19 protein-coding genes are annotated in these 21,598 nt (G+C 62.7%); 18 read left to right on the top strand and 1 reads right to left on the bottom strand.

What is annotated here, in order from left to right; genetic code table 11:
- Positions 1-18: 18 nt before the first annotated feature.
- From PLAV_RS06095 to PLAV_RS06035, 13 genes are all read left to right on the top strand, one after another.
- Positions 19-2,010 (top strand): conjugal transfer protein TraG, encoded by a 1,992-nt coding sequence (locus tag PLAV_RS06095; protein ID WP_012110085.1) that lies wholly within the window; start codon positions 19-21, stop codon positions 2,008-2,010.
- A 4-nt stretch (positions 2,011-2,014) separates the two neighbouring features.
- Positions 2,015-2,464, top strand: coding sequence for a hypothetical protein (locus tag PLAV_RS06090; protein ID WP_012110084.1), 450 nt, complete (start codon positions 2,015-2,017; stop codon positions 2,462-2,464).
- A 168-nt stretch (positions 2,465-2,632) separates the two neighbouring features.
- A complete protein-coding gene (gene trbB / locus PLAV_RS06085; RefSeq protein ID WP_012110083.1) occupies positions 2,633-3,616 on the top strand; it encodes a P-type conjugative transfer ATPase TrbB in 984 nt (327 codons plus the stop codon).
- On the top strand, positions 3,613-3,945 hold the full coding sequence (locus PLAV_RS06080; RefSeq protein WP_012110081.1) for a TrbC/VirB2 family type IV secretion system protein: 333 nt from the start codon (positions 3,613-3,615) through the stop codon (positions 3,943-3,945). The genes trbB and PLAV_RS06080 overlap by 4 nt, the downstream gene beginning before the upstream one ends.
- Positions 3,945-4,226, top strand: a complete 282-nt coding sequence (locus PLAV_RS06075) for a VirB3 family type IV secretion system protein (protein WP_012110080.1) — start codon at positions 3,945-3,947, stop codon at positions 4,224-4,226. Before PLAV_RS06080 ends, PLAV_RS06075 begins: the two co-directional genes overlap by 1 nt.
- A gap of 14 nt (positions 4,227-4,240) precedes the next feature.
- A complete protein-coding gene (trbE, locus tag PLAV_RS06070) occupies positions 4,241-6,691 on the top strand; it encodes a conjugal transfer protein TrbE (protein ID WP_012110078.1) in 2,451 nt (816 codons plus the stop codon).
- 5 nt (positions 6,692-6,696) lie between these two features.
- A complete protein-coding gene (gene trbJ, locus PLAV_RS06065; protein WP_012110077.1) occupies positions 6,697-7,476 on the top strand; it encodes a P-type conjugative transfer protein TrbJ in 780 nt (259 codons plus the stop codon).
- 10 nt (positions 7,477-7,486) lie between these two features.
- The gene (gene trbK-alt, locus PLAV_RS06060) at positions 7,487-7,771 is read left to right on the top strand and encodes a putative entry exclusion protein TrbK-alt (RefSeq protein ID WP_012110076.1); all 285 of its coding nucleotides are present in this window, start codon (positions 7,487-7,489) and stop codon (positions 7,769-7,771) included.
- Between the two features lie 3 nt (positions 7,772-7,774).
- Positions 7,775-9,136, top strand: a complete 1,362-nt coding sequence (trbL, locus tag PLAV_RS06055) for a P-type conjugative transfer protein TrbL (RefSeq protein ID WP_012110075.1) — start codon at positions 7,775-7,777, stop codon at positions 9,134-9,136.
- Complete coding sequence (gene trbF, locus PLAV_RS06050; RefSeq protein ID WP_012110074.1) at positions 9,133-9,822, top strand: conjugal transfer protein TrbF; 690 nt, start codon at positions 9,133-9,135, stop codon at positions 9,820-9,822. Before trbL ends, trbF begins: the two co-directional genes overlap by 4 nt.
- Positions 9,819-10,799 carry a P-type conjugative transfer protein TrbG gene (trbG, locus tag PLAV_RS06045; RefSeq protein WP_012110073.1) on the top strand — a complete coding sequence of 327 codons (981 nt, stop codon included), beginning with the start codon at positions 9,819-9,821 and terminating at the stop codon, positions 10,797-10,799. Before trbF ends, trbG begins: the two co-directional genes overlap by 4 nt.
- Positions 10,796-11,980, top strand: a complete 1,185-nt coding sequence (locus PLAV_RS06040; RefSeq protein ID WP_012110072.1) for a TraB/TrbI/VirB10 family type IV secretion system protein — start codon at positions 10,796-10,798, stop codon at positions 11,978-11,980. The genes trbG and PLAV_RS06040 overlap by 4 nt, the downstream gene beginning before the upstream one ends.
- A gap of 1 nt (position 11,981) precedes the next feature.
- Positions 11,982-12,221, top strand: coding sequence for a DUF2274 domain-containing protein (locus PLAV_RS06035; RefSeq protein ID WP_012110071.1), 240 nt, complete (start codon positions 11,982-11,984; stop codon positions 12,219-12,221).
- Here PLAV_RS06035 and PLAV_RS06030 read toward each other — a convergent pair.
- Positions 12,216-13,109, bottom strand: a complete 894-nt coding sequence (locus PLAV_RS06030; RefSeq protein ID WP_012110070.1) for a LysR family transcriptional regulator — start codon at positions 13,107-13,109, stop codon at positions 12,216-12,218. The genes PLAV_RS06035 and PLAV_RS06030 overlap by 6 nt on opposite strands.
- A 93-nt stretch (positions 13,110-13,202) precedes the next feature.
- Here PLAV_RS06030 and PLAV_RS20055 point away from each other — a divergent pair, with 93 nt between their 5' ends.
- Genes PLAV_RS20055 through PLAV_RS06005 form a run of 5 tightly spaced genes read left to right on the top strand, consistent with a single transcriptional unit; the run spans position 13,203 to position 21,588 of the window.
- On the top strand, positions 13,203-13,586 hold the full coding sequence (locus PLAV_RS20055; RefSeq protein WP_425357294.1) for a helix-turn-helix domain-containing protein: 384 nt from the start codon (positions 13,203-13,205) through the stop codon (positions 13,584-13,586).
- A complete protein-coding gene (gene brxF, locus PLAV_RS06020; protein ID WP_012110068.1) occupies positions 13,583-14,080 on the top strand; it encodes a BREX-3 system P-loop-containing protein BrxF in 498 nt (165 codons plus the stop codon). Before PLAV_RS20055 ends, brxF begins: the two co-directional genes overlap by 4 nt.
- A gap of 21 nt (positions 14,081-14,101) precedes the next feature.
- Complete coding sequence (locus tag PLAV_RS06015) at positions 14,102-17,842, top strand: DUF6079 family protein (RefSeq protein ID WP_012110066.1); 3,741 nt, start codon at positions 14,102-14,104, stop codon at positions 17,840-17,842.
- Positions 17,843-17,846: 4 nt separating this feature from the next.
- Positions 17,847-19,709, top strand: coding sequence for an RNA-binding domain-containing protein (locus PLAV_RS06010; protein ID WP_012110065.1), 1,863 nt, complete (start codon positions 17,847-17,849; stop codon positions 19,707-19,709).
- A complete protein-coding gene (locus PLAV_RS06005) occupies positions 19,699-21,588 on the top strand; it encodes an ATP-binding protein (RefSeq protein WP_012110064.1) in 1,890 nt (629 codons plus the stop codon). Before PLAV_RS06010 ends, PLAV_RS06005 begins: the two co-directional genes overlap by 11 nt.
- The last annotated feature ends 10 nt before the right edge of the window (positions 21,589-21,598 follow it).

The raw sequence follows: 21,598 nt of genomic DNA, 5'->3' as shown, positions 1-21,598 counted from the left end.
GAAGAAAGGACCGCAGCAATGTCCGCGACCAAAATCCTGTGGGGCCAGATCGCCGTCGTCTTCCTCATCGTGCTGCTCACCACCTGGGCGGCGACGCAATATGTCGCATGGAGCCTCGGCTTTCAGGCGCAGCTCGGCACGCCCTGGTTTTCCCTGTTCGGCCTACCGATCTACTATCCGCCAGCGTTCTTCTGGTGGTGGTATTTCTACGACGCCTACGCGCCGGAGGTCTTCGCCAAGGGCGGGATGATCTCGGCGTCGGGCGGCTTCATCGCCATAGCCGTCGCCATCGGCATGTCGGTCTGGCGCGCCCGCGAAGCAAAAAGCGCGGCGACCTACGGCTCCGCCCGCTGGGCGGGAAAGGACGAAGTGAAAGCCGCGGGCCTGCTCAGTCCCGACGGTGTCGTGCTCGGCCGCTATGATCGCGACTATCTCCGTCATGACGGCCCCGAGCATGTGCTTTGCTTCGCCCCGACCCGATCGGGCAAGGGCGTCGGCCTGGTCGTGCCGTCCCTGTTGACCTGGCCGGGCTCGGCCATCGTCCACGACATCAAAGGGGAAAACTGGCAGCTCACCGCCGGTTTCCGCGCCCGGCATGGCCGCGTTCTGCTGTTCGACCCGACCAACCCCAAATCGTCGGCCTACAATCCGCTGCTCGAGGTGCGCCGCGGCGAATGGGAAGTCCGCGACGTTCAGAACATCGCTGACATCCTGGTCGATCCCGAAGGCTCGCTCGAAAAGCGGAACCATTGGGAGAAGACCAGTCATGCCCTGCTGGTCGGCGCCATCCTGCATGTCCTCTACGCCGAAGACGACAAGACATTGGCCGGCGTCGCCGCCTTCCTGTCCGATCCGAAGCGCCCGATCGAGTCGACGCTTGCCGCGATGATGAAGACCAGCCACCTCGGCGAAGCCGGGCCGCATCTCGTCATCGCCAGCGCCGCACGCGAGCTGCTCAACAAATCGGACAACGAACGCTCGGGCGTGCTCTCCACCGCCATGTCGTTTCTCGGCCTCTACCGCGATCCTGTCGTCGCCGAGGTGACGCGGCGCTGCGACTGGCGGATCAGCGACATGGTGGGCGGCAAGCTCCCGACCACACTCTACCTTGTCGTGCCGCCGTCCGACATCAACCGCACCAAGCCGCTGATACGCCTGATCCTCAATCAGGTCGGTCGCCGTCTCACCGAGGATCTGCAAGCAAAGGTCGGGCGGCATCGCCTGCTGCTCATGCTCGACGAGTTTCCCGCCCTCGGCCGCCTCGATTTCTTCGAGTCCGCGCTGGCTTTCATGGCGGGCTACGGCCTCAAGAGCTTTCTGATCGCGCAATCGCTGAACCAGATCGAGAAGGCTTACGGCCCGAACAATTCGATCCTCGACAACTGCCATGTGCGCGTTTCCTTTGCGACGAACGACGAAAGGACCGCGAAGCGGGTCAGCGACGCGCTCGGAACCGCGACCGAGATGAAGGCGATGAAGAATTACGCCGGGCATCGGCTCTCGCCCTGGCTCGGCCATTTGATGGTGTCGCGCTCGGAGACCGCGCGTCAGCTCCTGACACCAGGCGAAATCATGCAGCTCCCGCCGACCGACGAGATCGTCATGGTCGCCGGGACGCCGCCGATCCGGGCGAAGAAGGCGCGCTACTATGAAGATGCCCGCTTCAAGGAACGCATCATGTCACCGCCGGGGCTGGCGCGGCCTGCTGAAGGTCGGCCCGACGATTGGAGCAAGCTGCCGATCCCCGCGCGCCCGGACATGACCGAAAACGCTGCGCCAACGACGAGCGGTGACAACGAAGAGGATTCCACCGAGTCCGAACGTCGGCATCAGCCCGAACTCAACCGGGTGAACCCCATCGAAAAGAAGGCGCCGATCGACAATGAGTTTGAGATCGATTTGCCTGACGACACAGAGGACGCCGCCGCGCGCAACCAGCGGCTGACCCGCGTCATGCGCGGCGTTGCCCGCCAGGTCTCGCTCGATCCCAATGACGGCATGGAGCTGTAGCACCATGACCGGACGCAAGAAGAAGGTGCCGATTTCCGTATATCTCGACCCCGACATCATGGCGACACTATCGGACTATGCAGGCCGACGCGAACAACCGCTCTCCCTGATCGCAGAGGCCGCCATCGCGTCCTTCCTGTCGCCGGACGACGCTGAGCGGCGTGAAGCCGTGGTCGCCAAACGCCTCGATCAGATCGATCGCCGTCTCAACCGCATGGAGCGCGACATCGGGATCTCCGTCGAGACCATGGCCGTATTCATCCGGTTCTGGCTCAACACGACGCCGGCGCTGCCCGAGCCCGCAGCCCAGGCAGCGCGCGCCATGGTCGGGAAGCGCTACGAGGCGTTCATCGCGGCCCTTGGACGGCGCTTGGCCCAGGGACCGAAACTTCGGCAGGAGATCGTTGAAGATGTCGGCGAGTCGCCGTCCAGCCCGACAGAGAGCGATCCATAGGCTTCGGCGCGCGTGGATCAATAGCATCGCCCAACCGCCGTTCTCCTGTATTTGCACGCCACGCTACTACGACGACCGATACTTGTTGAATCAGCCTGATTCACGGCTCTTTTAATCACCCCGATCCGGGGACCCTCTTTTCCAGCCCCGTCAGGAAGCGGGGCAGGAATGACCAATATCAGCCAGAAGCCGGAGGCGTTCGCGCGCGGTGCGCGCATGCTTCGCACCGCGCTCGGCTCGACCATCACCCATTTTCTCGAAGACCCGGCCGTGGTCGAAATCATGCTGAACCCGGACGGCCGTCTCTGGGTAGATCGCCTCTCCGAAGGGCTGGCCGATACGGGTGAGACGCTGTCGCCTGCCGATGGCGAGCGCATCGTGCGGCTGGTCGCTCACCATGTCGGCGTCGAGGTGCATCCGCGCAGCCCGCGAGTCTCCGCCGAGCTTCCTGAGACGGGAGAGCGGTTCGAGGGCTTGCTGCCGCCCGTTGTCGCCGCACCGGCCTTCGCCATCCGCAAGCCCGCCGTAGCGATCTTCACGCTCGACGATTATGTGGCCGCCGGAATCATGTTCGCCGACCAGGCGGCGACGCTACGCGCAGCCGTGATGGCGCGCGCCAATATCCTTGTCGCAGGCGGCACTTCCACCGGCAAAACCACGCTGACCAATGCGCTTCTGGCCGAGGTCGCCAAGACGGCGGATCGCGTCGTCATCATCGAGGATACCCGCGAGCTTCAGTGCGCCGCGCCCAATCTTGTCGCCATGCGGACCAAGGATGGAGTGGCCACGCTCTCGGAGCTGGTTCGCTCTTCGCTACGCCTGCGCCCCGATCGCATTCCCATCGGCGAGGTGCGCGGCTCTGAAGCTCTCGATCTCCTGAAAGCATGGGGAACCGGCCACCCCGGCGGCATCGGCACGATCCACGCCGGGAGCGGCATCGGCGCGCTGCGCCGCCTTGAACAACTCATCCAGGAGGCCGTCGTCACGGTCCCGCGCGCCCTGATCGCCGAGACCATCGATCTTGTTGCCGTCCTCTCCGGCCGCGGCTCCGCGCGCCGGCTCGCCGAACTCGCCCGCGTCGATGGGCTCGGTCCGGACGGCGACTACGCCATCACCCCCGCAACCCTTGACCGTACAGGAGCGCCATCATGATCCGCACCACCATGCGCGTTCGCCGCTATGCCGCGACGGCCGCCGCCTTCATCTACATCAATCTCGTCCTCGTTCCCGCCGCCCATGCCTCCGGCTCGTCCATGCCGTGGGAAGCACCGCTCCAGAAAATTCTCGAATCCATCGAAGGGCCGGTCGCCAAGATCGTCGCCGTCATCATCATCATCGCCACCGGCCTGGCGCTGGCGTTCGGTGACACGTCCGGCGGCTTCCGGAAGCTGATCCAGATCGTCTTCGGTCTCAGCATCGCGTTTGCGGCGTCGAGCTTCTTCCTGTCGTTCTTCTCATTCGGCGGCGGGGCGCTCATCTGATGGCGGCGGCGTTCGAACAACTCGACGCGGTGCCGGGTTTCACCGTCCCGGTTCACCGGGCGCTGACCGAGCACATTCTGCTCGGCGGCGCACCGCGCGCACTCGCCATCCTGAACGGCACGCTGGCCGGAGCCGTGGGCCTTGGCCTGCGCCTCTGGCTCGTCGGTCTGCTGATCTGGGCCATTGGCCATATCGCAGCCGTATGGGCTGCAAAGCGCGATCCCCTCTTCGTCGAGGTCGGTCGCCGTCACCTGCGCATCCCCGCTCATCTGTCCGTCTGAGGAAGCGCATCGCCATGATGAATCTTGCCGAATATCGCCGCACCGCAACCCGCCTCGCTGACTATCTGCCCTGGGCCGCGCTCGTCGCCGAGGGCGTCGTGCTCAACAAGGACGGCAGCTTTCAGCGCACGGCGCGGTTCCGCGGCCCTGATCTGGACTCCGCGGTCGCCGCCGAACTGGTCGCCGTCGCCGGGCGGCTCAACAACGCATTCCGTCGTCTCGGATCGGGTTGGGCCATCTTCGTCGAGGCGCAGCGGCACGAGGCGTCGATCTATCCAGCGGACCTGTTTCCCGACGCCGCCGCAGCGCTTCTCGATGCCGAGCGCAAAGCCGATTTCGAGGAGGCCGGCGCGCATTACGTCTCCGGCTACTATCTCACCATCACCTATCTGCCGCCGGCCGAGGATGCCGCGCGCACCGAAGCCTGGCTCTATGAGGGCCGCGAACGTGCTGGCATCGATCCGAAGGAAATCCTGAACACCTTTGTCGACCGCACCGATCGCGTGCTGGCGCTGCTCGACGGCTTCATGCCGGAATGCCAGTGGCTCGATAGCAGCGAGACGCTGACATATCTCCATTCGACCGTCTCGACCAAACGGCACCGCGTCCGTGTGCCCGAAACGCCGGTCTATCTCGACGCGCTGCTCGCCGACCAACCGCTCACCGGCGGCCTGGAGCCGCGTCTCGGAACCGCGCATCTGCGCGTTCTCACCATTGTCGGTTTCCCGACCGCGACCACGCCCGGCATCCTCGACGATCTCAATCGGCTCGCCTTTCCCTATCGCTGGTCGACGCGCGCCATCCTGCTCGACAAGACCGACGCGACCAAGCTGCTGACCAAAATCCGCCGCCAATGGTTCGCGAAGCGCAAAAGCATCGCCGCGATCCTGAAAGAGGTGCTGACCAACGAGGCGTCCGCGCTGGTCGATACCGACGCCTCGAACAAGGCGGCGGACGCCGATCTCGCCCTCCAGGAACTCGGCGCTGACTACGCCGGCCAATCCTATGTCACCGCGACGATCGCGGTATGGGACAACGATCCCCGAGTTGCCGACGAGAAGCTTCGCCTCGCCGAGAAAGTCATCCAGGGCCGCGACTTCACGGCCATGACTGAAACGATCAATGCCGTCGATGCCTGGCTGGGCTCATTGCCGGGGCATGTTTACGCCAACGTGCGCCAGCCCCCGATTTCGACGCTGAATCTCGCCCACATGATCCCGCTCTCGGCGGTGTGGGCGGGGCCGGAACGGGACGAGCATTTGGGTAGCTCCCCCTTGCTGTTCGGCAAGACCGAAGGCTCGACCCCGTTCCGGTTTTCTCTCCATGTCGGCGACGTCGGTCACACGCTCGTCGTCGGCCCGACCGGCGCCGGCAAATCGGTGCTCCTCGCCATCATGGCCTTGCAGTTCCGGCGCTATGCCGGTGCCCAGGTCTTCGCCTTCGACTTCGGCGGTTCGATCCGCACCGCCGCGCTCGCCATGGGCGGTGATTGGCACGATCTCGGCGGCGATCTCACCGAGGGCGTGGACTCCTCGGTCTCGCTGCAACCGCTCGCGCGCATTCACGACACGCCCGAACGCGCCTGGGCGGCCGACTGGATCGTCGCCATCCTGATCCGCGAGGGCATCGCAATCACCCCCGAGGTGAAGGAGCACCTCTGGTCGGCGCTGACCTCGCTGGCGTCGGCGCCGGTCGAGGAACGCACGATCACCGGCCTCACGGTGTTGCTCCAATCGAACGACCTGAAGCAGGCTCTGCGACCGTATTGCGTGGGCGGCCCCTATGGGCGGCTACTCGACGCCGAGGCCGAACATCTCGGCTCGGCATCGGTGCAGGCGTTCGAGATCGAGGGACTGGTCGGGACTGGCGCGGCACCCGCCGTCCTCGCCTATCTCTTCCATCGCATCGGCGACCGTCTCGACGGCTCGCCGACGCTGCTCATCATCGACGAGGGCTGGCTCGCACTCGATGACGATGCCTTCTCCGGGCAATTGCGCGAATGGCTGAAGACGCTGCGCAAGAAAAACGCCAGCGTCATCTTCGCCACGCAGTCGCTGTCCGACATCGACAACAGCAACATCGCCCCGGCCATCATCGAGAGCTGCCCGACAAGGCTGCTCCTGCCGAACGAACGCGCGATCGAGCCGCAGATCACGGAGATCTATCGGCGCTTCGGTCTCAACGACCGCCAGATCGAAATCCTCGCGCGGGCCACGCCCAAGCGCGACTATTACTGCCAGTCGCGGCGCGGCAATCGCCTGTTCGAGCTGGGCCTCTCCGAAGTCGGTCTCGCGCTCGCCGCCACCTCCTCCAAGACCGACCAGTCCGAGATCGCGCGCACCGTCGCCGAGCATGGCCGCGAGGGCTTTCTCGCCGCCTGGCTGCGCCTGCGCGGCGCCGAGTGGGCCGCAGACCTCATCCCTGACCTCACGAACCTCACCCCCCAGCAGTCCGAGAAGGAGTAATGACCATGAATACGCTTCGTTCACGCCCGCGCGCGATGTCGCTCGCGGCCTTCATCCTGGCGATACCGCTCGCCGCATCGCCGGTGCTGACCGCGCCAGCGCACGCGCAATTCGGCTTCGGCGGTATCGTCTATGACCCTACCAACTACGCCCAGAACGTCCTGACGGCGGCGCGGTCCCTCGAGCAGATCAACAACCAGATCCGCTCGCTTCAAAACGAGGCGCAGAGCCTCATCAACCAAGCCAAGAATCTGGCGAACCTGCCGTACTCGGCGCTCCAGCAGATTCAACAGAACGTCCAACGCACCCAGCAGCTCCTCGGCCAGGCGGAGAACATCTCTTTCGACGTCCAGAACGTCGATCGGATGTTCCAGCAGCAATATGGCAGCGTCTCACTGTCGTCGTCGGACGCCAAGCTCATCACCGACGCTCGCTCGCGCTGGCAGAACACCGTCGGCGGCTTGCAGGACGCCATGCGCATTCAGGCCGGTGTCGTCGGCAATATCGACAGCAATCGCACGCAGATGTCGAACCTCGTCAGCCAGAGTCAAGGCGCGCAGGGTGCGTTGCAGGCGACACAGGCCGGCAATCAGCTTCTCGCGCTGCAATCGCAGCAGCTCTCCGACCTGATCGCGCTGATCTCCGCCAACGGCCGGGCCACGGCGCTGACTGACGCGGAGCGCGCGGCGGCGGCTGATCAGGGCCGGGAGCAGCGCCGCCGCTTCCTCACGCCGGGCGCGGGCTATCAGCCCGGCAACGCGCAGATGTTCGGCAACGGCAACTGAGGTCGCGGCCATGGACGGCAAGATGCTGGCCCGGCTGGGCGCCATCGTTTTCGTATCGTTCGCCATCACGGCGACGGCGATCGAGATGACCCGGAAGGACGCGGCCCCTGAAATGGAGCGCGTCCACGCTGTCGAACCCAAGCGCGATGCGCTCCGCGAAGGGCAGCGCCGGTGCCAGCAGCTTGGCCAGGCAGCGGCGAGCGATACCGACTGCATGCGCATCTGGGCCGAGAGCCGCGATCGCTTCCTCGGCCGCCCCCCGGCGCCTGCCGTCCCGACAACAGAAGGACGGTGAACCATGGGCGGCGCAGGTGTCATCGACAATTTCCTCGGGGTCTTCACCTCCTACATCAACAGCGGGTTCGGACTGCTCGGCGGCGAGGTCGCGTTCATCGCCACAACGCTGATCGTCATCGATGTGACGCTTGCCGCCCTGTTCTGGAGCTGGGGCGCGGAAGACGACATCATCGCCCGGCTGGTGAAAAAGACGCTCTTCGTCGGCGTCTTCGCCTATCTCATCGGCAACTGGAACAACCTCGCCAAGATCGTCTTCGACTCGTTCGCGGGCCTCGGCCTCAAGGCTTCCGGCACCAGCTTCACCGCGCAGGATCTGATGCGACCCGGCAAGGTCGCGCAGACCGGGCTCGACGCCGCGCGCCCCTTGCTCGAATCCATCTCCGACCTGATGGGCTGGATCGCGTTCTTCGAGAACTTCATCCAGATCGCCTGCCTGCTGTTCGCCTGGGCGCTGGTGCTGCTCGCCTTCTTCATCCTCGCGATCCAGCTCTTCGTTACCCTGATCGAATTCAAGTTGACGACGCTGGCGGGCTTCGTCCTCATCCCGTTCGGCCTGTTCGGCAAGACCGCCTTCATGGCCGAGCGCGTGCTGGGCAATGTCGTCTCATCCGGCATCAAGGTGCTGGTGCTCGCCGTCATCATCGGCATCGGCTCAACGCTGTTCAGCCAGTTTACGGCCGGCTTCGGCGGCGCAACGCCCACAATCGACGACGCCATGGCGATTGTTCTTGCCGCGCTATCGCTGCTCGGGCTCGGCATCTTCGGCCCCGGCATTGCTGCCGGTCTGGTCAGCGGCGGACCACAACTCGGCGCCGGTGCGGCGGTTGGCACCGGGCTTGCCGTCGGCGGTGCCGCGCTCGCAGCTGGTGGCGCGGCAGGCCTTGCCATAAAGGGAGGAGCGGCTGCGATGTCCGGCGGTGCTGCTGCCGTGCGGGGCGGTGCGGCAGCGGCAGGCGGAGCCGCCGCGGCCTACAGTGTCGGCTCGCTCGGCCAGTCCGGCGCAGCCGGTGTCGCCTCTGGTCTTGGCGGTGTCGCCCGCGCGGCCGGAGCAGCCGCCGTGTCGCCCCTGAGACGCGCGACGGCGCGCGTCGCCGAAGGCGTCAAGTCCAGCTTCTCCGAAGGTGCGAAGGCAGGCTTCGGCGCAACGGGCGGTTCCTCGACCATGAGCACGATACCCGGCTCAGGCTCCGCAGGCGAAGCCGCCGCCGCAGCGCCCGGCGACGGTCCGCCCGACTGGGCCAAGCGCATGAAGCGCCATCAGTCCCTCAGCCACGGAGCCACCCTCGCAGCGCACGCCGTCAAATCCGGCGACAGCCATGGCGGCGGCTCTTCCGTCAATCTCTCCGAAAGTAACCGCTCATGAGCCTCTTCAAACGACCCGCCGCCCACTATGGGAAATCGCCCGAACCCGAAACACCCTATCAGCGCGCCGCGCAGGTCTGGGACGATCGCATGGGTTCGGCCCGCGTCCAGGCCAGGAACTGGCGCATCATGGCATTCGGCTCACTTTTCCTGTCGGCCGGCTTCGCCGCCGCGCTGGTCTGGCAGTCGGCGCGCGGCACCGTCGTTCCCTGGGTGGTGCAGGTCGATCGGCTCGGTCAGGCGCAGTCCGTAGCACCGGCGTCGGCCGACTACCGGCCGACCGATCCGCAGGTGGCCTGGCATCTTGCCCGCTTCATCGAGCAAGTCAGAAGCATCCCGGCCGATCCGATCATCGTGCGCCAGAACTGGCTGCGCGCCTATGACTGGACCACGGATCGCGGCGCCGGCGCGCTCAACGACTATGCCCGCACCAACGATCCCTTCACCAAGGTCGGCAAACAGCAGATCGCCGTCGAGGTTTCGAGCGTCATCCGCGCATCGGCGGATTCCTTCCGCGTGGCCTGGACCGAGAAACGGTACGAGAATGGCCAGCTCGCGGGCACGGAGCGATGGACCGCGATCCTCACCATCGTCATCCAGACGCCGCGCGACGCCGACCGGCTGCGCGCCAATCCGCTCGGCATCTACATCAACGCTATCAACTGGTCGCGGGAGATGTCCCAATGAGCACATCTCTGCGCATGTCCGGCTCTCCGGCTTTCCGTAAATCCGCTTTGGCGATGATGCTGCTCTCGGCAACGATGCTGGCGGGCTGCGCAACCTTCAAACCACCCACCATCAGCTACGACAATGACGTGCCGCCGCTCCCAGCCGTGCCGACGCCGGTCACGGAACAGCCGCCGCGTCCGCTGCACACGCCTCCCGCCTGGACGGTCGCGCATGGTGGAACCACCGCGAATACACCGAGCGGCCGCGTGGAAAACGCCAATGCTGCGGCGCGTGTCGAACCGCGACGCGAGGGCTATTATAACGCCATCCAGATCTATCCCTGGAGCGAAGGCGCGCTTTACCAAGTCTATGCCGCGCCCGGCCAGATCACCAACATCGCGCTCGAACCGGGCGAAAGTCTGACCGGCGCAGGTCCAATCGCCGCCGGTGACACCGCCCGCTGGATCATCGGTGACACCGAAAGCGGTTCCAGCCTCTCGCGCCGCGTCCACATCCTCGTCAAACCGACCCGCCCCGACATCACCACGAACCTGGTCATCACGACCGACCGCCGCATCTACATGCTCGAGCTGAGGGCGGAGGCGAAACCCTATATGCCGGCCGTTGCCTGGGCTTATCCCGCGCTACCGGCATCGCAACGTGGAACGGTCTCGGCGACGCCTATCATTCCCGCTGCCGGCGCACGTCACTACCGCTACGGCCTCACCGGCGACACGCCGCCCTGGCGGCCGGTCGCCGTCTATGACGACGGCAGGCGTGTGTATGTCGAATTTCCACGCGGCATCGTTCAAGGCGAAATGCCGCCGATCTTCGTCCTCGGCACCGATGGCGAGCCGCAGCTCGTCAACAGCCGCATCCACCAGAACATCCTGATCGTGGACCGCATCTTCGGCGCCGCCGAACTGCGCCTCGGCAGCGGCAAGCAGCAGCAGACCGTCAGGATCGTGCGAACCGATGGGAAACCTGCATCATGAGCGACATTGACCACGACAACGCCGAACGGCTGGACCAATCAACGCCCGCCGTCGATGCATCATCGTCCATGCGCCTGCGGGCAGAACCTCCGCGCGTCACCCGGCTGTCGCGCAAAGTGCTCGCCGGCGTCGCTGCGGTTGCACTCGTCAGCATCGGCGGCTCTCTCATCTACGCGCTCCAGACCCGCGATCCCGGCAAGAGCGCCGACGAACTCTATTCAACCGACAACCGCACCACGGCCGACGGCCTGGCCGGCCTGCCACGCGATTACACCGGCCCGGTCCTCGGCCCGGCGCTGCCTGGAGACCTCGGCCGCCCGATCGTCAGCGCGCAAAATCAGGGGCATCCTGTCGTGCCGCCCGCCATGGCGGCGCCGGGGCCTGATCCCGAGGAGCAACGTCGCCTAGCCGAATTGGAGGCCGCCCGCACCAGCCGCGTGTTTTTCCAGGCCGGTCCGGCCGCAACGTCGGCGACCGCCGGCACGAATGTCCCGGGATTTCCCAGCGTGGGAACCGGCACACAACCTGGTGCCGAGACCGCTCAAGATCGACAACTCGCGTTCCTCAATGCTCCCGTCGACCGCCGTACCATTGCGGCCGACCGCATCATGGCACCAGCATCGCCCTATGTTCTCCAGGCGGGCGCGGTCATCTCCGCCGCCCTCATCACCGGCATCCGCTCCGATCTGCCTGGACAAATCACCGCGCAGGTGACGGAGAACATCTACGATAGTCCGACGGGGCGCATCCTCGTCATCCCACAGGGCACGCGGATCATCGGCCAGTACGACAATAGCGTCCAATACGGGCAGAGCCGCGTGCTTCTCGTCTGGAACAGGCTCATTCTCCCGAACGGCCGGTCCATTGTGCTCGAACGACAACCCGGAGCCGATACCCAGGGCTATGCCGGTCTGGAAGACGGCGTCGATTACCATTGGTGGGATCTCGCCAAAGCGGCGGGGCTCTCGACGCTCCTGTCAGTCGGGTCCGAGCTTGCCATCGATGATCAGGACCGGCTCCTGCGCGCCATCCGCAATGGGGGCCAGGACACGATCAATGATGCCGGTCAGCAGATCGTTCGGCGCCAGCTCAACGTCGCGCCGACACTGACGATCCGGCCCGGCTTCCCTGTCCGCGTGATCGTCACCCGCGATCTCGTCCTCGAACCTTACGGAGGCTGACATGACGAAATTGAAGCTCGGCCCGATCACCGAGGAAAAGCCGGTGAAGGCGACGCTGGAACTGCCCGCATCGCTTCACCGGGATCTCGCGGCATATGCCGAGCTGCTGGGAAGGCAGACCGGCCAGCCTGTGCGCGATCCCGTGAAGCTGATCGTACCGATGCTGGAGCGCTTCATCGCCACCGATCGCGGGTTCGCCAAGGCCCGACGCGCGAAGCCCGCGGGCGATGCCAGTTCATAAATCCACGCCCTGACGACGCGCCATCGTCTTCGCCATGCTGACAAAGCGCCTGAGCGCCGGATTGTCGTTCTTTGGCGACCACACGCCGTTGAAGGGAAGGACCTCACCGATGATCGGCCGATAGCAGATGCCCGGCACATGGGCCGCTGTCGTCGCCTCGCTCGTGACCGTTAGCCCGCTGCCGATCGCGACGAGCGTCAACAGATTGTCGCGCCCAACAAACTGCGCCTGAATCTTCGGGTGATGGCCGAGATCGGCGACCCGCTGAACCAGATAGTCATGGACTTCCTGGCCCGGCGGCACATCGCTGACGATGAAGGTCTCGTGCGCCAGATCATGCCACTTCACCTCCTCCTTGCGGGCAAGGGCGTGTGCTTCCGGCAGCACCACAAAAACACGTTCCGACCAGAGGTAGGTGGTCTCGCATCGGGGCCACTCCAACGTCCCCGTCAGAAAGGCGATGTCCAACCGGAACTGCCGGATCGCGGCGACATGCTCTGCGGGATTGCCATCGGCAACCTCGACATGCACGCCAGGGTGCTCTGCCGCGAAGGTCCGGAGAAGATCTTGCAGGAACCCCGATGCCAGGGACGAGAAGATGCCGACGCGCAATTGACCTTCCGTGCCGCGCCCCACCGCGTCCACGATCTCCGCGCCTTCATTGATGTATCGAAGAACCTTTTGGGCTTTCGACAAAAGCCGCTGTCCGGCAACGGTCAGACATACACCGCCGCTGTGACGGTGAAACAGTGCCGAGCCGAGCCCGTCTTCCAGGTCGCGAATCCGGCGACTGATGGTGGACTCCTGGACGCCCAGCGCGGCGCCCGCCTTGCGGAAGCTCCCATGCTCGGAAGCCGCAACGAAATAACGCAGATGTCGAAAGTTCATACTCCCACCTGGACAATTTCCGGGCAGCCCGGCTTCGCCTCGGGTACACGAAGGCGGACTGGTCCTGATCAGCCATAGGCTGTCACCCAGGGCATGATGAGCGTATCCGGCGCCTCCATGCGCCATTACGCTCGCCTGAGCGGATCAACCGCTATTGGCGATGACGAAAACCATCATCTTATCGCCTTTCTAGCTTGCCGATTCTTGCCAACTTATGCCAGTGTAACACAAAATAACTACCAACAAGCCGGCAATCCCATGATCGAGCAGTCCGATGAAATCCTCACCATCGAGGAAGTCGCCACCTACCTGAAAGCAGGTCGGCGCACGGTCTATCGCCTTGCGGCCAATGGCCAGCTTCCGGCGTTCAAGCTAGGCGGTGTGTGGCGCTTCCGCCGCGCCGAGCTGGAACGATGGATCGCCGCACGCATCGGTGAGCAGGATGAAAAGCCCAAGCCGGACGAGGGGAGGCAATGACCCATGCGTTCGCACTATCGGCAGAGGTGGCCAAGCTCCCTGCGCTTGAACGGCTCATCGAGGAAATCAACGATCTCCAGAGCAAGCTGATCCTGCTCGTCGGCAGCAGCGGCAAAACGCGCCTTCTGCGCGCTTTGGCGCGCCGGTTGAACGCCAAGCCTCTCAATGTCGGCGTGACGCTCGGACGTCGCTTAGCGGTCACGCCCGTCTCTGATCGCGGTTTCTCGACGAACGAACTGCTCCGCGAAATCACTGATGGCGTGAGCGGTGACGCTCCGCTGCTGCTCGACAACCTCGAAGTGCTCTTTGAGCCTAGTCTGAAGGTCAATCCACTCAACGTCATCAAACTGCTGGCGCACTCACGTCCGGTCATCGCGGTATGGCCAGGTGAAATACACAACGATCGGCTGATTTACACCGGCATGGGACATCCCGAGCACCGCGACTACAGCCGCGACGGCGTCGTCGTCTTTGAAACGGCGCAACGTCAATAAGGGGACTCGAAGGTCAGGAATATGAAGTACAAAGATCTTATTCAATTCGAGCAAATCGAGTCGGTCGTTCAACTGCTCGACGCCGACCGTCCCAACGAAGCCAAGAAGCTCGTCTCGACGTTTGTCATCTCCGATGACATGGCCGAGCGCATTGCCAAGCTCATGGTGCCGCAGCTCGGCTTCGACGAATCTGTCGATCACAAGGGTGTGCTCATCGTCGGCAACTACGGCACCGGTAAATCGCACCTGATGTCGGTGCTATCGCTGGTGGCCGAAGACGCCGCCTATGCGCCGATGATCCGACACCCCAAAGTGGTGGATGCGGTCGCGTCCATCGCGGGGCGCTTCAAGGTGCTGCGCATCGAGGTCGGCGGTCTTGAAATGCCGTTGCGCCAGATCATCACCCAGCAGATCGAACGATTCCTCAAGAAACTCGGCGTCGATTTCACGTTCCCAAGCGCTGATCAGGAACTGAACAACAAGGACTCCTTCGAGGAGATGATGGCTGCGTTCGGCGAGAAGTTCCCGGATCAGGGGCTTTTGCTCGTAGTGGACGAGTTCCTCGAATATCTGCAATCGCGTCGCGATCACGAACTGGTGCTCGACCTAGCCATCCTGCGTCAGATCGGCGAAGTCGCCAAGCATTTGAAATTCCGCTTCGTTGCGGGTGTGCAGGAAGCCATCTTCGATAGCGGAAGGTTCCAGCACGTGGCCGACAGCATACGCCGCGTCAATGAACGCTTCACGCAAATCCTGATCGACCGCCAGGACGTGAGCTTCGTCGTATCCGCGCGTCTGCTCAAGAAGTCTGCCGACCAGCAGAATAAAATTCGCGAATATCTGAAGCCATTCGCCAAGTTCTACGGATCGATGAACGAGCGTATGGACGAGTATGTCCGGCTATTTCCGGTCCACCCAGACTATCTCAAGACCTTCGAGCAGATTCACTTCACCGAAAAACGTGGCGCACTCAAGACCATCGAAGCCGCAATGCAGGCCATTCTCGATCAGGATGTACCAACTGATCGGCCACAACTCATCGCCTACGAAAGCTTCTGGAATACGGTCAAGAGCAACCAGGTGCTGCGCGCCGATCCCAACATCAAGGAGGTCTTGCGCGTCTCTGAAGTGCTGGAATCTCGCATCCAGCAGGCATTCACGCGGCCGACCTACAAACCGATGGCGCTGCGCGTCGTCAACGGCCTGGCTGTGCATCGCCTGACCACCGGCGGCGACATCCACATCCCGATTGGTCCTACCGCCGCAGAGCTTCGCGATTCCCTGTGCCTGTTCCAACCTGGTGTCGGGGATATGCCCGGCGAACCGGCCGAGAACCTGCTGTCGATGGTTCAGACCGTGATGCGCGAGGTGCTGAAGACCGTCAACGGCCAGTTCATCTCCAAGGCCGCCGACACCGAGCAGTATTACCTCGATCTCAAAAAAGACGTCGACTACGACGCCCAGATCGATAAGCGCGCCGAAGCATTGTCAGACGACGCTCTGGACCGCGCCTACTATAGCGCCGTCAAGACGTTGATGGAGTGCAGCGACGATCTTCGCTACCCCGGCTTCCAGATCTGGCAATACCAGATCGAATGGCAGGAACACCGCGTCGAACGCCTGGGCTATTTGTTCTTCGGAGGCCCAAACGACCGTCCCACCGCGCAGCCCGAGCGTGATTTCTACATCTACTTCATTCAGCCCTTCGACAAGGGACAGCGCACCTACTCGCAGCAGCCGGATGAAGTGTTCTTTCGCTTGAAAGCGCTTGACGAGGGCTACAGGCGCCATCTGTCCCAATACGCTGCCTCGCTCGACCTGGGCTCCACTGCCAGTGGCGGTGCGAAGGCGGTCTATCAGTCCAAGGCGCAGGACGCCCTGCGCGCCATGAGCAAGTGGCTGCAAGAAAAGCAGCTGACCGCGTTTGAAGTCACCTATCAGGGCAAGGCCAAGACGCTGCAAGACTGGGCCAAAGGTGTCTCACTGCGCGACCGCGCGCGCCTGGGGCCTGAGGAGAGGATCAACTTCCGCGACATTGTGAACATCGTCTCGGGCCTGGTTTTGTCCCAGCACTTCGCCGACATCGCGCCCGAATATCCCAAGTTCCCGGTGCTCGTCACCGAGGCTAACCGCAAATCCCTGATTGCCAGTACGCTGCGCGCGCTGGCGGGCGGCACGCGCACCAAGGACGCTACCGCGGTCCTCGATGCCTTGGAAATGCTCGACGGCGAACGTATCGACCCGGCGAGCTCCCGCTACGCTCAGGAAGTGTTGAACCGTCTCAAGGCCAAGGGCCATGGGCAGGTGCTCAACCGCAACGAACTCGTCGCCGGTGCGACCGATGTGGAGTATTTCTCCCCGGCCAAGCACCGGCTTGAGCCCGATCTGCTGGTCGTTGTGCTGGGCGCACTGGCCTATTCCGGCGACATCGTGCTCGCGATCACCGGCGACAAGATCGACTCCGGCAAGCTCTCCTTGCTGGCAGAACGCTCGCTCGATGAACTCAAGCAGTTCAAGCACATCGAGGCGCCCAAGGAAATCAACCTCGCGGTGCTGCGTGCGCTGTTCGAGTTGCTCGATCTGCCATCTGGCCTGGCCCAGAAGGCCAGCCAAGGCGACACCGAACCGGTCATCGCATTGCAGGAAAAGATCAGCGCCCTGGTGCCGCGTGTGCTCAGGGCGGGCTCCGATCTCCAGCAGGGCAAGCTCGCCTTCTGGGGCCAGAACCTGCTGCGCGAGGAAGAAGCCAAGGATTGGTACGCGCGGCTGGATGCGCTCAAGAAATTTACAGAATCCCTGTCTCCCTACAACACCGTCGGCAAGCTCAAAAACCTGCGCACCACGCAGGAAGACATCGACATCCAGAAGAAAAATCTGGACGTGCTCGCCGGCGTCGAGCGTTTGTTGGAACTGATCGGAGAATTGGGGGGCGCCGCATCCTATCTGTCGCAGGCGGAGATGATCTTGCAGCCCGGCCACGACTGGGTGAAGCAGGCCGAAGCCGCGCGCAAAGCCCTGTTCGATAAGCTGGCGGAGGATCGCACAGCGGAACGCGCCGCCGCCATCCTCGGCGAAGGCCGTCAGACTCTCGCCGGGCTCAAGAAGGATTACGTCACCGCCTATATCGCCAGCCACAGCAAAGCGCGGCTCGGCGTCGCCGAAGAGAAGACACGCAATGCACTGCGCCGCGACGACCGCTTGTTATCGTTGCGCGTGCTGGCAGGCGTCTCGCTGATGCCCACCAGTCAGCTCACCGGCTTCGAGGACGCGCTCAACGGCCTGAAAAGCTGCTCCGCGCTGGACGAGCCGACGCTGCTCAGAACGCCGGTATGCCCCCACTGCCAGTTCCGGCCATCCGCCGAACAACTGGAACTGCTGCCTGCCGCCAGTCGCCTGAACAAGCTGGACGACGATCTGGACCAGTTGCAGGCCAACTGGCAGCAGACATTGCTGGAGAATCTGGAAGACCCGTTCACGCAGGACAGCCTGGGCCTGCTGCCGGCCGCATCGAAGGCTCTGATCGATGCCTTCCTCGCCGCGCGCAAGCTGCCGGAGCCTGTCACCACCGATTTCGCCAACGCCGTGCAGGAAGCACTGTCCGGGCTGGAGAAGATCACGGTCAAAGCAGACGAACTGCGTCAAGCCCTGCTGCAAGGAGGCTCGCCCGCCACGCCGGATGAACTGCGCAAGCGGTTCGACGCGCTCATCAGCGAGCGGGGCAAGGGCAAGGACGCAACCAAACTCCGGTTCGTGATCGAGTGACGCCATGACCAGAGACGACCTCGTCGCCGCGCTCCAATCCATCGAATGGAACGACATCGAATTCAAGGAAGCAGCCTGGGCTGTGCCCAAGGACGCGCTTTCGACTGTCAGCGCCTTCGCCAACACGGAAGGCGGGCACCTGGTGTTCGGCGTCAAGCAGGCCAACGGCACATTTACCGTCACCGGCGTGACCGATGCTGATAAAATACAAAACGACTTTCTGGGCCAAGTTCGAGATTCAAACAAAGTCAGCGTATTTTTGCCCATAGGCGGCACGGTTCACGACTTGGCCGAAGGCACAGTTCTGGCCTTTTATATCCCCGAAGCCGAGCGGCATCAGAAACCGGTCTATCTCGACGGCAATCCGAAAAAAGCTCACATTCGTCGTGGTGGGCGCGATGACACCTGCACAGGCGATGAGTTGCTGCGCTTCATTCGTGATGCGTCGAATATCCGCTACGACGCCGAAACGCTCGATGTGGATATTGGCCGGTGTTTCGACGAAGCCTCTGTGCGTTGGTATCGTGCGCGCTTTGCCGCCAGCAACCCCGGCAAAGACACCGCTGCTGACGACATCACATTCCTGCGGAACTGGGGCTTTCTGGTCGAGCAAGGCGGCGTGCTGCGCCCTAGCCGCGCCGCCATTCTGGTGCTGGGCAGCGGTGAATATGTCCGGCAGGTACTGCCGCGCATGGTCACGGACGTACAACTCTACCGCAATGCCAGCACTGAATATGATTCCACCGTCCGCTGGGCCGACCGCCTCTCGGTGGAGGACAACCTTATCAAGGCTTGGCAGGCCATTGTGGAGTTCTACTACCGCCACAGCGAGCGCCCCTTTGCCGTCGACGCGACCACCATGCGGCGTGACGACGACCCGCCCGACTACATCTCCTTCCGCGAAGCCGCGATCAATCTGCTGATCCATCAGGATTTCGGCGACACCACCCGTGTGCCGGTCATCCGCTTCTTCCGTGACCAGACCGAGTTCTTCAATCCTGGCGACGCCTTTGCCTCACGCGAGCAACTGCTCGATCCGGGCGATAAGGAGGTTCGCAACCCCAGCATCGTCAGCGCCTTCCGCCGCATCGGGCTGTCCGATCAGGGCGGCACCGGCGTGCGCGCCATCTTCGACGGCTGGCGCAAACTGGGCTACCTGCCGCCTGAGATCGAGAACCGCAGGGCCGAAAAAAGCTTCCGCCTGCGCTTGTGCAAGGTAAAGCTCATTACTGAAGCTCAGCTTCTTGCGCAGGCAAGCCTTGGCGCACACCTGTCCGAGCACGAGGCGGCGGTGTTTGCCTTCCTGCTGCGCAGCGGCCAGGTCGATGTAGCGGACATCAAGGCGCTGACTGGTCTTACTGGCGCGCAGGCGCTGGATCTGGCGCAGCGCCTGACTGTGCAAGTGCTGACGGAACCGCTCGGCGAGGCGGCCCACACATGGCGGCTGGTCCCTCACTTGCGCACCCGCTTCGCCGCCGAAACGGCTGAAGATACCACGGATCAACCGACTGGCGCGGAAACGGTGGTGGCAGGCGCTACCGATCAAGTCACCGAACAAGTTGCACAGGAACAGCCCGGACTTGATCGGTCACTTGATCGGTTGACGGAGGTGCAGTGGCATATCGTCGGCTACGCCGATGTCCCGCGCTCGCTGGCCGAACTGATGGCTCACGCCGGCTATCGCCAACGACCGCACTTCGTTGCCACGCATATGGAGCCGCTCCTAGCCGGCGGCGTACTGCGCCCAACTATCCCGGACAAGCCGCGCTCGTCGCGGCAACGCTACGTGCTCACAGAAGCGGGCATCCAACTCAAGCTGCTGCACGAACAGGTCGCGGCCAAGCCGGACGAAGAAAATGGATATTGAAACCTCCGGGGCGATCAGGCTGTTTTTCCCCAACCCGTCGTTGACCCTCGTCTATTTTGAAGCGCTGGCCAATGCGCTGGATGCGGGCGCGACCGACGTGTCGATCGATATCGACGTTCAAGCTTTCGACAAGCCAGACACGTTGAAAATTACCGTTTCGGACAACGGCGATGGCTTCACCGACGAGAATTTTGAGCGGTTCCGGAAACTGCTGCGGCCAAGAGATAAATTCCACAAGGGCATCGGCCGCCTCGTCTTCCTCAACTATTTCGCTCGTGTGGATGTTGATAGCGCTCGCGAAAAATGGCGGAGAACCTTCACCTTCAAGGACGGCTTCGACGGCAATGCGCCGCTGCAGGCCGTTGCAGATCAACAGGAAGCGAAAACTTCGCTGATTTTCAGCGGCTTCGCCAAAGAGCGTGTTAAGTCATACGACGACCTGAAGCCGGATGCACTTAAGCCGCTTCTGATTGAGCAATTTCTGCCAACGCTTGACGCGCGCAAGCGCGAAGGCAAGGCATTCAAGATCTCTATAAATCTGACGACTAACGAAAGTAACGCGCAAAAGGAGTTCTTCCCTCAGGCAGCCGAAATAACACCGGCTGATTTGCCGGCAATGACCAAGATTACCATCCAGGATGATACACTTGATGCCATCTCGACCATTGACATGCACTATCATATTGCCCCCGTATCGGGGAAAGGAAGTTCCCTCGTCGCCTTCAGCATCGACGGCCGAACGATACCGGCAAACCTGATTCCCCCTTCGTCGTTTCCGCCGGGCTATCTCTGCGTCTTTCTCTTCGAGTCCGAACTCTTCCACTCGAATGCGGACAGCTCCCGGCAAAGGCTTGTTCTGCCCGAGGGAACGCCCGAGGCTCATCTTTTTCGCGTTCTGCGCCGCGAACTGGGCAAGGTTTTGGCGGAGAATATCCCGCAGATCACCGAGCGGAATGAAAAAACCAAAGAAACATTTGAAGAGCAATTCCCGCATTTGCTCGGATTTTTTGAGGCCGACACCGTTGGCCTGATCGACCGGGACGATGCGCTGTCGATCGCGCAACAGCGATTTTTCAAAGAACAGAAGGCAATACTTCAGTCCGAAAAACTGAGCGACGCCTCATATGAAAAATCATTGGAGATGTCTTCCCGAACGCTGACCGAATATATCCTGTATCGGGATAAAATCATTCGGCGAATGAAGGAGATGACGGGCGGAAACGCGGAATCCGAAATACACAATCTGATCGTTCCCCGCTTCAAGGAGTATTCGCAAAGCTCCATGCCGTCGGAAGTTTACCAGAACAATGCCTGGTTGCTCGATGACAAGTTCATGGTTTTCAGGACCATTCTGAGCGAGAAGAGCATGGATGCCGTCATCAATGCCATACGCTTGGATGACGAAATCGTAGGAGACACAGGCCGGCCGGATATTGCGATGATCTTCTCGGCAGACCCCAACGACACGACGCCGGTCGATGTCGTTGTAGTTGAGATCAAAAAGAAGACGGATGACGAGAAAGACAATTCCTACGCTGTAAATCAGCTTCTGGACCGCGCCGGCAAGCTCGTTGCGCATTGTCCGAACATTCAGCGCGTTTGGTACTACGCGATTATGAACGTCAACGACACAATGGCCTTTCGCTTAAGGCAACTTAAGTGGACGCCCTTTTTCTCGAAGGGCAGGGTTTATTATCAGGAATTCGAGACGCCACATCCTGATGGCCGCGTCATCCCGACACCGACCTTCGTGGTCTCTTTCGATGCGATCATCGCTGATGCCGAAGGCAGGAACCACACCTTCCTCGAAATCCTGCGGGAAGGCATGAAAAAATACGCTGACGAAAATGGTGACAGCAAATCGTCTGGCGACGAATAAAGAAAAGATG

It is taken from the genome of Parvibaculum lavamentivorans DS-1 (genome assembly GCF_000017565.1).
Taxonomy (GTDB): domain Bacteria; phylum Pseudomonadota; class Alphaproteobacteria; order Parvibaculales; family Parvibaculaceae; genus Parvibaculum; species Parvibaculum lavamentivorans.
The sequence above is the reverse complement of the archived record's forward strand: the minus strand, read 5'-3'. Positions and strand labels throughout refer to the sequence as shown.

Bases quoted from the DNA above. Each gene is read 5' to 3' on its own strand.
- trbK-alt (WP_012110076.1), top strand. From the start codon at position 7,487: ATGGACGGCAAGATGCTGGCCCGGCTGGGCGCCATCGTTTTCGTATCG.
- PLAV_RS06005 (WP_012110064.1), top strand. From the start codon at position 19,699: ATGGATATTGAAACCTCCGGGGCGATCAGGCTGTTTTTCCCCAACCCG.
- trbF (WP_012110074.1), top strand. From the start codon at position 9,133: ATGAGCCTCTTCAAACGACCCGCCGCCCACTATGGGAAATCGCCCGAA.
- PLAV_RS06030 (WP_012110070.1), bottom strand. From the start codon at position 13,109: ATGAACTTTCGACATCTGCGTTATTTCGTTGCGGCTTCCGAGCATGGG.
- PLAV_RS06035 (WP_012110071.1), top strand. From the start codon at position 11,982: ATGACGAAATTGAAGCTCGGCCCGATCACCGAGGAAAAGCCGGTGAAG.
- brxF (WP_012110068.1), top strand. From the start codon at position 13,583: ATGACCCATGCGTTCGCACTATCGGCAGAGGTGGCCAAGCTCCCTGCG.
- PLAV_RS06010 (WP_012110065.1), top strand. From the start codon at position 17,847: ATGACCAGAGACGACCTCGTCGCCGCGCTCCAATCCATCGAATGGAAC.
- PLAV_RS06075 (WP_012110080.1), top strand. From the start codon at position 3,945: ATGGCGGCGGCGTTCGAACAACTCGACGCGGTGCCGGGTTTCACCGTC.
- PLAV_RS06015 (WP_012110066.1), top strand. From the start codon at position 14,102: ATGAAGTACAAAGATCTTATTCAATTCGAGCAAATCGAGTCGGTCGTT.
- PLAV_RS06095 (WP_012110085.1), top strand. From the start codon at position 19: ATGTCCGCGACCAAAATCCTGTGGGGCCAGATCGCCGTCGTCTTCCTC.
- PLAV_RS06040 (WP_012110072.1), top strand. From the start codon at position 10,796: ATGAGCGACATTGACCACGACAACGCCGAACGGCTGGACCAATCAACG.
- trbG (WP_012110073.1), top strand. From the start codon at position 9,819: ATGAGCACATCTCTGCGCATGTCCGGCTCTCCGGCTTTCCGTAAATCC.
- trbJ (WP_012110077.1), top strand. From the start codon at position 6,697: ATGAATACGCTTCGTTCACGCCCGCGCGCGATGTCGCTCGCGGCCTTC.
- PLAV_RS06090 (WP_012110084.1), top strand. From the start codon at position 2,015: ATGACCGGACGCAAGAAGAAGGTGCCGATTTCCGTATATCTCGACCCC.
- PLAV_RS06080 (WP_012110081.1), top strand. From the start codon at position 3,613: ATGATCCGCACCACCATGCGCGTTCGCCGCTATGCCGCGACGGCCGCC.
- trbB (WP_012110083.1), top strand. From the start codon at position 2,633: ATGACCAATATCAGCCAGAAGCCGGAGGCGTTCGCGCGCGGTGCGCGC.
- trbL (WP_012110075.1), top strand. From the start codon at position 7,775: ATGGGCGGCGCAGGTGTCATCGACAATTTCCTCGGGGTCTTCACCTCC.
- PLAV_RS20055 (WP_425357294.1), top strand. From the start codon at position 13,203: ATGATGAGCGTATCCGGCGCCTCCATGCGCCATTACGCTCGCCTGAGC.
- trbE (WP_012110078.1), top strand. From the start codon at position 4,241: ATGATGAATCTTGCCGAATATCGCCGCACCGCAACCCGCCTCGCTGAC.